Origin of the sequence: Sphingomonas sp., from assembly GCF_025362505.1 — a bacterium.
Lineage (GTDB): Bacteria > Pseudomonadota > Alphaproteobacteria > Sphingomonadales > Sphingomonadaceae > Sphingomicrobium.
On sequence record NZ_JANYGG010000025.1, the window covers coordinates 26,106 to 37,012 of the forward strand.

The following is a 10,907-nucleotide window of genomic DNA, read 5'->3' on the forward strand; positions in this document are numbered from 1 at the left end:
GCGCCGATGCCAGTGGCGCTCCGGCCAGCGTCACGCAAGTATTCGTATGCGCTGCATTGCAACAATGTGACAGACCGCGTTGGCATCGCGCGAGTGTTCTGCCAGCGTAAGAAACGCAGGAGAGAACTCGCCATGTTGCACACCCCGACGGACAAACCGCGCCAGTCGTTCGCCGGCCTGTGGAACATCTCGTTCGGATTTTTCGGCGTCCAGGTCGGTTTCGCCCTTCAGAACGCGAACATGAGCCGCATCTTCCAGTCGCTCGGATCGAGCCTCGACGACCTGCCGGTACTGTGGATCGCCGCGCCGCTGACCGGCCTGCTCGTCCAGCCAATCGTCGGGCATTTGTCCGACCGTACCTGGCTCGGCCGGCTGGGCCGCCGTCGCCCTTATTTCCTCGGTGGCGCGATCCTCGCCGCGCTTGCCCTGCTGATGATGCCGCTTGCCCCCGCCTTGCTGTTTGCCGCGATCCTGCTGTGGATGCTCGACGCCAGCCTCAACATCTCGATGGAGCCGTTCCGCGCCTTCGTCGGCGACATGCTGCGCAAGGACCAGCATACCGCCGGCTATGCACTCCAGACCGCCTTCATCGGCACCGGCGCGGTGGTCGGATCGATCTTCCCCTACGTGCTCGATCATCTCGGTATTTCGAACGACGCGCCCGGCGGCGGTATCCCCGACACCGTCCACTACAGCTTCTGGTTCGGCGGTGCGGTGCTGTTCCTGTCGGTCTTGTGGACGGTGTTCTCGACGAAGGAATATTCGCCCGACGAACAGCGCATGTTCGGCGAAGCGGGGATCGACGACCCGGAGCATCTGACGATGCGCGCGCTCGCCGCTCGCGGACTGGCGCGAAGCATGATCTGGCTCGGCGCGGGCGTGATCGTCGTCGCGGCGGTCGCCGAGTTCCGCCTCGAAAAGGAGGTCTACCTGCTCGGCGGCCTGCTCGCCGCCTACGGCCTTGCCAGCATCGCCGCGATCCGCCTTGCGCGCGCCGGCAAGGCAACCATGCTGTCGCACATCGTCGGCGATTTTTCAGGCATGCCGCCGGTGATGAAGCAGCTCGCCGTAGCCCAATTCTTCAGCTGGTCAGCGCTGTTCATCATGTGGATCAACACCACCCCGGTCGTGGCGATGCGCTATTTCGGGTCGGCCGACGCGGCCAGCCCGGCCTACCAGGAAGGCGGCAACTGGGTCGGCGTGCTGTTCGCAGTGTACAACGGGGTCGCCGCGATCGCCGCGCTGACCCTGCTGCCGTGGCTGGCAGAGCGGGTCGGAAAGGTCCGCACCCATGCGCTGTGCCTAGCCGCGGGCGCGGCGGGCTACGCCAGCTTCTTCGTCATCCACGACGCGACGTGGCTGCTGCTCGCCGAGGTCGGGATCGGCATCGCCTGGGCGTCGATCCTCGCCATGCCCTACGCCATCCTGGCGAGCGCGCTGCCTCAGTCGAAGCTCGGTATCTTCATGGGGCTGTTCAACGTCTTCATCGTCGTGCCCCAGCTGCTGGTGGCGACGGTCATGGGCTCGATCATGAAGGCGTTCTTCCCCGGCCAGCCGATCTGGACGATGCTCGCCGCTGCGGTCGTCATGCTCATCGGCGCCTTCGCGACCCTGCGCGTGATCGACCCGGGCGGGGCCGTCCCGCGCGCCGGGACCGATCCATCGGCGGTGTGAGCCCCGACCAGGCGGGAACGTGACGATCTTCGCGCTAGTCCCGCCCGCTTTCCGCCCGCCGCACGGCGTCGAGGAATTCGCGGTCGAACCGCTCGGGGGCAAAGCGCTGGACGTTGGCGATCGCGGTGACGGGATCGAAGTGCGGTAGCCAGCCTTCGAACCGCTCGACCGCATCGACCAGCGCGTCGGTGGTCTGCTCGGCGAAGAACAGCCCGGTCTCGCCGTCGAGTATCGAGTCGAGCACGCCGGCACGGCCGTAGGCGATCACCGGGCGGCCCGAGGCATTGGCCTCGACCGGGACGATGCCGAAATCCTCTTCCGCGGTGAAGATCAGGGCCTTCGCCTCGGCATAGGCCCGGCGAAGCTGGTCGAACGGCAGCTTGGCGACGAAGCGGATATTCGGGCCGGCGCGGCGCTTGAGGCTCGCCGCCATGTCGCCGTCGCCGACGACGAGCAACGGCAGGCCGAGGCGGGTAAACGCATCGACCGCGAGATCCGGCCGCTTGTAGGCGATCAGCTGGCCGACCCACAGGTAGCTGTCGCCGACCTTGTCCGCCGTCTTGTACAGTTCGACCGGTACCGGCGGATGGATGACCTGCGAATCGCGTCCCCAGGCGCGGCTGATCCGGCGGCGGATGAAGCGCGAGTTGGCGATGAAGTGGTCGACCCGACTAGCCGACGCCGTATCCCAGTTGCGCAGATAATGGGTGATGAGCGGCATCGCCGCGCGGCGCACGAACCCGGCCTGCTCGCGATAGGCGGGATACTGGTCCCACAGATAGCGCATCGGCGAATGACAGTAGCAGAGGTGGAGCGCATCGGGCGCCGCGATGACGCCCTTCGCCGGTCCCGACTCGCTGCTGATCACGAGGTCGTAACCGCGCAGGTCGAGCTGCTCGAGCGCCATCGGCATCAGCGGCAGATAGCTTTGGTACAACCGTGTCGCGCGCGGCAGCCGGGCGATAAAGCTGGTCCGCACGTTGCGCGCCCGAAGCTCGGGCGACACCGCCTGCGGGTCATAGACGTGGGTGAAGATGTCGGCGTCGGGATAGAGCCGCGCGATGCGCTCGAGCACCCGCTCGCCGCCGCGCATGCCGACCAGCCAGTAATGAATGAGCGCGACCCTAAGCTTCGTCACATGGCCCTCCAGCCCGAGGCAAAATATGCCGACATCGTGAAATGTAGCGAGTGCCTCGTTTCACGCGAAGCGACGCGAGGTCCAAGTAAATCAGGCTCTGGATCATGGACTAGAGATCAGTGTCGCTGATGCGGCGACGCGGCGCTCGTTACCACCACCGCCTCGATTCCGCCCCCTTCGCTCCGCCGCTCGCGTATCCGCAGGAGCGCCGTCGCGACAAAAGCAATCAGGCTGAGCGAGGCGAACATGCCCAACATCGCGTCATAGCCTTCGGGATTGCGCGGACCGGCGTGGAACGCATCGTTGAGCCATCCCGCGCCGAAGTTGGACACCGCAAGGCCAAGGCTCTGCAGCATGTTGATCAGCCCGAACGCAGTCCCGACGCGATGTTTGTCGACCAGCATCGCGGTCGACGGCCAGATCACCGCCGGGATGACCGAAAAGCTGATTCCCATCAGCGCGGTCGATACCCACAGCCCCCAATTCGTCGCAACGAGGATCAGGAAGGTCAGCGGCATCAGCGCGGCGCCGATCGTCAGCAAGGTCGCCCGCTTGCCGATGCGATCGGCGATCAGCCCGAACACCGGGGTCGCGAAGATCGCCGCAAAGAAGACCCAGCTGTTGGCGATCCCCGCCTGCGCCAGGCTGATACCCTTCACGTCCTGAAAATACTGGATGGAGAAGGTGGAGCGGAATGGAAAGAATACCGATGCGAACAGCACGTTGAGCCATAATATGTACCAGAATGAGCGGCCGAAACCGGTCAGGTCGCGCAGCGCGAATCTCTCCACCGCCTGCCCCGCCACGCGCAGGTGCGCGTACCGCCGATCGATCAGATAATAAGCGAACCCGGTCACCAGCCCGATCGCCGTCAGTCCGGCGGCGAGCCACAATGGCGGCTGCCATCCACGGGTATAGGTCGCGGCGGCCCAACTGGTCGACGTATCGGCGGCGTAGGACCCGATCCGCGCCATGCTGAAAAACAGTGCGATCGCGAGCGCGCCACCGCCAGCGTGAAACCATTGCGCGAGGCCGACGAGCAGCGCGATGTAAAGCGTCTCGTTGCCCAGTCCGAACAGCAGCCGGCCCGATACCATCACTGCGTAAGGATCGCCGACCGCGGTCAGCACCGCCCCCACCGTGCACAGTGCCGCTGCGCCGAGCGTGGCGCGCGCCGCGCCGATGTGGTCGATCAATATTCCGCCGACGATCGCCAACGGGATGTTGGGCAGGCTGAACACCGCGTTGAGCAGCCCGATCTGCTTCTGCGAAAACCCCCGCTGGGAACGCAGCAACTCGGCGATCGGGGCGATCGAATCATAGGTGTAATAGCTGCCCATGATGGTCAGCGCGGCGAGCGCGAGCACGACCCACTTCAACCGGTTTTCTGTCATCCCGTCCCCACTCTCGCCGCGTCAGTTCAGCCGCGCGCCCTGGCGACGCAGTTCGGCCTGAACTTCGCCAATGTCGACCGTCACGAACGATGTACCGGTTCTCAGTGACACCGCGGCCGCCGTTCCGGCTCCTTGTCCGGCAACCGCACAGCACATCATGTTGCGCACCGCAGCGTGGCTGACCCGGTCGCCGCCGATCGTCCGCCCCGCGACGATCAGATTGCCGATCCCCTTGGGCAGCAGCGCGCGATACGGCACGTGGAAATAGCGACCGGTCGTCGGCAGGATGAGCAGGCCATAGCCATCGATGAATTCGGGAAAAATGCCGATCGAATCCTCGAACCGCCCCTCGCCGCGCACGTCGGCGTCGCGCATATTATAATGCGCGTCGATCTTGCGTGTGTCGCGAATGCCGAGCGTCATTCCGAAATTGCGCAGCTTGGCGGCCTCGCACCCCGGCATGAACCGCTTGAGCGCCGCGACCGCGAGCATCGCCTGCTTGCGCCCCCCCATCTCGCCCTTCGTCAGGTCGTCGGGATCGGTGCCGTCGAGGGTCAGATGAACCATGTTGAGATAGGTCAAGTCGCCCTGGTCCGAGACCGTTCCCCAAGTGCCGGCAATGGTCGCGAGATTGTCGGGCAGCAGGCCGGCCTCGAACGCTTTCCGGAACGGTTTGCGCAGGAACGGCGAGAACATGTCGTCCTCCTTGCCGTCGGTGGTGATGTCCCATTCGCCGTTGCCCGCCCAGTCCTTGTAGGTCTGCGGATCGGCCTTCACCGCGTCGATGAAGCGCGCCTTGTTGACCCCGCACATCGAGAACATGACCGAGACCGACATCATCTCGGCCTTGGGAGTGATGAAGGTCGGCGCGCCGCAGCGGGCGACGAGGTCGGCGTCACCCGTCGCATCGACCACTCGCTTGGCGAGGATCGCCTCACGCCCGGCCTTGCTCTCGACAATCACGCCCTTGATCTCACCCCGCTCGACGATCGGCGCGACGAACATGCGGTGGAGCATCGGGTGGACGCCGGCTTCCTCGATCATCACGTCGGCGACATATTTGAATGCCTCTGCATCGAGTGCGTGGCTGATCGACTGCGGCTCGGGGATCGCCGCGCCCATCGCTTTCGCGCGGTCCTCGAACTCGCGGCCGATGCCTTCGCTGTCGATCGTCGCCGGGTGGCGGTACCAGGCAAAGCCCTCGACCCCGACCTGGGTGATATTGCCGCCGAAACAGCCGTAGCGTTCGAGCAGCGTAGTCTGCGCCCCCGCCCGGGCAGAGGCGAGCGCGGCGGCAAGGCCCCCCGGTCCCGAGCCGACCACCAGCACTTCGGTCTCGTGGATCACATCGACGTGGCGCGCGGGCTCGACAATCGACCTCGTCATCGCTGTGTGGTCTGCCAGTTCTCGGCGACGGCGAAAGGCAAGTTCGACGGGGCCAGCAGCGGCTTGCCGAGGATGTGGTCGGCGCCTTTTTCGCCGACCATGATCGTCGGTGCGTTGAGGTTGCCGGTGGTGACCGACGGCATCACCGATGAATCGACGATCCGCAGCCGATCTATACCGATCACGCGCAACTCGTGATCGACCACCGCCATCGGATCGTCACGGCGACCGATCTTGCAGGTGCACGACGGATGATAGGCGCTCTCGACCTTGGCGGCGATGAACGCGTCGATCGCCTCGTCGCTGGTGACGTCGGCACCCGGCTGGATTTCGCGTCCGCGATACGGCGCGAATGCCGGCTGCTGGAAGATCTCGCGGGTGAACCGGACACAGGCGCGCATGTCGACCCAGTCTTCGGGCTGGCTCATGTAGTTGAAGCGGATCACCGGCTTGTCCCGCGGGTCGGTCGAGCGCAGCGTAACGCTCCCCCGGCTGTTCGATCGCATCGGCCCGACATGTGCCTGGAAGCCGTGCTCGCTCGCCATCGTCGAGCCGTCGTAAGCGACCGCGAGCGGCAGGAAGTGATACTGGATGTCGGGATAGCGCACCCCCGGCCGGCTGCGGATGAAGCCGCAGCTTTCAAAATGATTGGTCGCGCCCAAACCGTCGCGCCGCAGCAGCCAGCGCGCGCCGATCAGCGCCTTGGCGATCGGGTTCATCGACGAATAGAGCGTCACCGGCTTGGTCGCCGCCATCTGGAAATAGAATTCGAGATGATCCTGCAAATTCGCGCCGACCCCCGGGCGGTCGGCGACTACGTCGATCCCATGTGCTCGCAGTTCCCCGGCGGGGCCGATGCCCGACAGCTTGAGCAGTTGCGGGTTGTTGATCGGGCCACCGGCCAGGATGACCTCTTTCCCTGCACGCACCGTTCGCGACACACCGCCCCGCTCGTACTTGACGCCGGTCGCGGCGCCGTTCTCGACCAGCAGGCGTGTCGCCAGCGCATGGGTCACCACCGTCACATTGGACCGCTTCATCGCCGGTCGCAGATAGGCATTGGCGGCGCTCCAGCGGACGCCTTGATGGACGGTCATGTCCATCCGGCCAAAGCCCTCCTGCTGATAGCCGTTGTAATCGGCGGTCAACGGATAACCGGCCTCGCGCGCGGCATCGAGCCACGCCTGGTGCAGCGGGTTCTTCAACGTTCCATAGCTGGTGTGAAGCGGCCCGTCGCTGCCGCGATACTCGTCGCCCCCTTCCTCGCGCGTCTCGGCCTTGCGGAAATAGGGCAGGACGTCGGCATAGCCCCACCCTCGCGCGCCCTCCTCGCGCCACCGTTCGAAGTCGAGCGCATTGCCGCGCACATAGACCAGCCCGTTGATCGACGAGGATCCGCCGAGCACCTTGCCGCGCGGCGTGTGCAGCCGCCGCCCGCCGAGCGCAGGCTCGGGCTCGCTTTCATATTGCCAGTTGTACCTGGCCTTGTTCATCGGGATGGCCAGCGCGCTCGGCATCTGGATGAACACCGAGCGATCCGACCCGCCAAACTCCAGGACGAGCACGCGGTTGGTGCCGTCGGCGCTCAGCCGGTCGGCGAGCACGCATCCCGCCGAGCCCGCCCCGACGATGACATAATCATACTCGGCCGCGTGATCAGTAAGGGGCATCGATCCGCTCCATCGCGACATAGACGCTCTTCAGCTGGGTATAATGCTCGATCGCCGCACGGCCATTCTCGCGCCCGAGCCCGGACTGCTTGTTGCCGCCGAACGGCAATTCGATCGGTGTGATGTTGTAGCTATTGATCCAGCACGTCCCGGCTTCGAGCCGCGCGACAACCCGGTGCGCCCGCGTCAAGTCGTTGGTGAACACCCCGGCGGCAAGGCCGAACTCGGTCGCGTTGGCACGCGCCAGAACTTCCTCTTCGTCATCGAAGTCGAGCACGGTCATGACCGGCCCGAAAATTTCCTCGCGGACGATCCCCATCGCGTCGCTGCAGTCGGTGAAGATCGTCGGCGAGACGAAATTTCCGCCCCCGCAGCTACCGCCGACGAAGCGCTTGCCGCCGGCGAGCAGCTTCGCCCCCTGGCGAACCCCAAGCTCGATATAGCCCAATACTTTCGCCATGTGCGCCGCCGAAATCAGCGCGCCGACCTGCGTTGCCGGATCGAGCGGATCGCCGATGACCATTGCCTCGGTCCGCGCCTTGAGCCGGGCGAGGAACGCGTCGCGCACCTTGCGCTGGACGAACACCCGCGTGCCGTTGGTGCATACTTCACCGGCCGAGTAGAAATTCGCCAGCAGCGCGCCCGACACCGCTTCGTCGAGGTCGGCGTCGTCGAAGATGATCAGCGGCGATTTTCCGCCGAGCTCGAGCGTGACCTGCTTGAGCGTCGCAGCGGCATCGGCCATCACCTTCTTGCCGGTCCCGACCTCGCCGGTCAGCGAGATCTTGGCGATGCCGGGATGGCGGCTGAGCAGGCGACCGGTGTCGGCCTTGCCCTGCACGACCTGGAACAGGCCCTCGGGCAGACCCGCCTCGAGGTAGATTTTCTCGAGCTCGATCGCGCTCAGCGGGGTCAGTTCGGCGGGCTTGAAGATCATCGCATTGCCGCAAGCCAGCGCCGGCGCCGACTTCCAGCAGGCGATCTGGATCGGGTAATTCCACGCGCCGATCCCCGCCACGACCCCGAGCGGTTCGCGCCTGGTATAGCCGAACGCGCCGGGACCAAGGTCGACCTGCTCGCCCGCGATGGTGCGCGCGATCCCGGCGAAATACTCGATGCAATCGGCACCCGACAGCACGTCGACCGCCGCCGTTTCCTGGATCGGCTTGCCGGTGTCGCGGGTCTCCAGCTCGGCCAGTTCGGCGTTGCGTTCGACCAGCAGCGCGGCGGCGCGATGCAGGATCCGGCCCCGTTCGACCCCCGGCAGCCGGCCCCACGCGCGCTGGGCTTCGGTCGCCCGCGCCACCGCCCGATCGACTTCCGCCGCGCCGTCGATCCGGATCGTCGCGAGCACCGCTCCCGTCGCCGGATTGATCGTGTCGAAGTGCGTCTCGACCGGGGCGGCGGACTTGGCGCCGATGTTGCGGTCGAGGAAATCGCAAATCAGCTCGCGCGCGAAACCGCTTTGCAGCTCCGAGCCGCCCGACAAGGCCGCGCGCAGCCACACACCGTCGATCATCGCCGCGATCGTCTCGGCCATCCTCGCGACCGCACTGGGATCGACTAGCTCTCTCAAAGAATGGCGCAAGTTCGACAGCATCCGCCGCTGATGCGCCCGCTGCACCCGCGCCAGCCGCGGCACGTGCAACGCCTGCCCCCAGAACGACAGCCACACCCGCGCCGTCTCGAGGGCGAACTGGCTCTGGCCGAGATGCGCATCGATCAGCGCCTCAATCCGCCCGCGTGGACCCGACGCCATCTGCATCCGGGTGGCGGCATAGCGGTTCAACTTGCCGACGACCGAACGAAACGCCGCCTCGAGCAGCGCGTCCTTGTCGCCGAAATAATGGATGATCAGCCCAGCCGATACGTCGAGCCGCGCCGCAACCTTATTGAGTTTGAAATCAACGACGCCCAATTCGGCCAGTGTCGCGATGGCGGCATCGACGATTTCGAGCCACCGAGTCTTCGGTCCCTTGCGCATCAAACGGTTGTTCCACAAATTGAAGAGCCATTCAATAGTTCAAGGAACGGTGGTAGCCCGGTCTATCGGGATCCACCATTCGGCGAAGAACTAGAGCAGCGCCCCCGCCAGCAGCTTCAAGTCCGCCTCGGGCCGCGCACCATAATGTTGGATCACCTCGGCCGCCGCAATCGCGCCGAGCTTGAGCGAGTCGGCCAGCGACTTGCCCCGCGTCTGGCCCGCGAGGAACCCCGCCGCGAACAGGTCGCCCGCCCCGGTCGTATCGACCAACCGCTCGATCGGCTCGGCCCCGACCTCGGCGCGCTCGTCCCCGGCGACGGCGATCGCGCCCTTCTCGCTGCGCGTCACCACCAGCACCGGCACACGGGGCGCAACCGCCGCAACCGCCGCCTCGAACTCGTCTTTGCCCGACAGCGCGAGAATTTCGTCCTCATTGGCGAACAGGATGTCGATCCGCCCGTCATCGATCAACCGTACGAAGTCGCCGTGATGGCGCGATATGCAGAAGCTGTCGGAGAGGGTGAACGCGACCTTCGTCCCGGATGCCCGCGCCGCCTCGATCGCCGCTTCCATCGCCGCGCGCGGCTCCTCGGGATCCCACAGATAGCCTTCGAGATAGAGGATCTTAGCCGATGCAACCTCCTCCGCCCGAATTGCCGCAGCCGGCAACCGCTGCGCCGCGCCGAGGAAGGTATTCATCGTCCGCTGGGCGTCGGGCGTGACCAGGATCAGGCACCGCGCGCTCGCCCCGACGTCGCTGCGCGCCGGCGTCGTGAAGCTCACCCCCGTCGCCGATATATCGTGGCGATAAATGTCTCCCAGCTCATCGTCGGCGACTTGCCCGATGAACCCCGCCTTCAGCCCGAACGCCGCCAGCCCAGCCGCGGTATTGCCCGCCGACCCGCCGCTGACCTCGCGCCCCGGTCCCATCTCGTCATAGAGTCGCAACGCCTCGCCCTCGTCGATCAGTCGCATCGAGCCCTTGTCGAGCCCCTGCGCGCTCAGAAAAGCATCGTCGGCATCGGCGATCACGTCGACGATCGCGTTGCCGATGGCGAGCACGTCGAGGGGCTTGTCATTCATTCGCGGAAATCCTTCGTTATATTGACCGATTGGGAGCGCACGACCGCAGCCTAAGTCGATATCCACGCCAGGTAACGCGAAAGGATGGTGTCAACCAAACGAATGCACCCAACCAACTCGTCCAAATGCCAAAGCAGCGCTCTGCAAACACCTTGTCAGGCTCGAAATCAAGACTATTCAGCAATATTTGCTACCTAGCAAATTACTATAATATCAATAGCTTGATACATTGGCGGTGCTGTCAGACGAATGCGCACAAATCTCCGTTTCGCGCAGTTTGGTCTTTGACCGTCGTGTCTCAGGCCACGAGGCCGCGCCACTCGGCCAGCGCGGCTGAGCGGAGCATCTTGTAAGTTGGTCGATCGATGAGGTGGCGTTCGGTATTGAAGTGGTTCTGGACGTTGGCGTGGACGGAAGTGAATTTCTGTAGCGTCTTCAAGAGGTGGCTCGGCAAATCTGGACAGTGCGTTAAGTGGAGTTTCTGCCTGAAGGTGGCCAGGATGGCTGTCGAACAGGAGAGATGATGACGAAGCGAACGCGCCGGAACCACAGTCCGGCATTCAAGGCGAAGGTGGCTT

The 10,907-nt window shown here is 65.1% G+C and carries 7 protein-coding genes and 1 pseudogene; 1 reads left to right on the forward strand and 7 read right to left on the reverse strand.

The annotated features are described in order from the left end of the window. Nucleotides 1-132 precede the first annotated feature (132 nt). Nucleotides 133-1,674: an MFS transporter gene (locus tag Q0R27_RS01655; RefSeq protein WP_293940349.1), complete on the forward strand. Its 1,542-nt coding sequence runs from the start codon at nucleotides 133-135 to the stop codon at nucleotides 1,672-1,674. Between the two features lie 34 nt (nucleotides 1,675-1,708). Here Q0R27_RS01655 and Q0R27_RS01660 read toward each other — a convergent pair whose 3' ends face one another. From Q0R27_RS01660 to Q0R27_RS01690, 7 genes and pseudogenes are all read right to left on the reverse strand, one after another. Then, complete coding sequence (locus tag Q0R27_RS01660; RefSeq protein ID WP_293940357.1) at nucleotides 1,709-2,767, reverse strand: glycosyltransferase; 1,059 nt, start codon at nucleotides 2,765-2,767, stop codon at nucleotides 1,709-1,711. 161 nt (nucleotides 2,768-2,928) lie between these two features. After that, nucleotides 2,929-4,206 carry an MFS transporter gene (locus tag Q0R27_RS01665; protein WP_293940350.1) on the reverse strand — a complete coding sequence of 426 codons (1,278 nt, stop codon included), beginning with the start codon at nucleotides 4,204-4,206 and terminating at the stop codon, nucleotides 2,929-2,931. Between the two features lie 21 nt (nucleotides 4,207-4,227). Further along, nucleotides 4,228-5,592 (reverse strand): FAD-dependent oxidoreductase, encoded by a 1,365-nt coding sequence (locus Q0R27_RS01670; protein WP_293940351.1) that lies wholly within the window; start codon nucleotides 5,590-5,592, stop codon nucleotides 4,228-4,230. Beyond that, nucleotides 5,589-7,262, reverse strand: a complete 1,674-nt coding sequence (gene betA, locus Q0R27_RS01675) for a choline dehydrogenase (RefSeq protein WP_293940352.1) — start codon at nucleotides 7,260-7,262, stop codon at nucleotides 5,589-5,591. Before betA ends, Q0R27_RS01670 begins: the two co-directional genes overlap by 4 nt. Beyond that, entirely contained in the window at nucleotides 7,249-9,246 is a 1,998-nt protein-coding gene (gene betB, locus Q0R27_RS01680) for a betaine-aldehyde dehydrogenase (protein WP_293940353.1), read from the reverse strand. The genes betA and betB overlap by 14 nt, the downstream gene beginning before the upstream one ends. Before the next feature lie 90 nt (nucleotides 9,247-9,336). Beyond that, nucleotides 9,337-10,329 carry an adenosine kinase gene (locus Q0R27_RS01685; protein ID WP_293940354.1) on the reverse strand — a complete coding sequence of 331 codons (993 nt, stop codon included), beginning with the start codon at nucleotides 10,327-10,329 and terminating at the stop codon, nucleotides 9,337-9,339. A gap of 298 nt (nucleotides 10,330-10,627) precedes the next feature. Continuing rightward, nucleotides 10,628-10,907: pseudogene (locus Q0R27_RS01690) on the reverse strand (hypothetical protein); the annotation flags it as partial.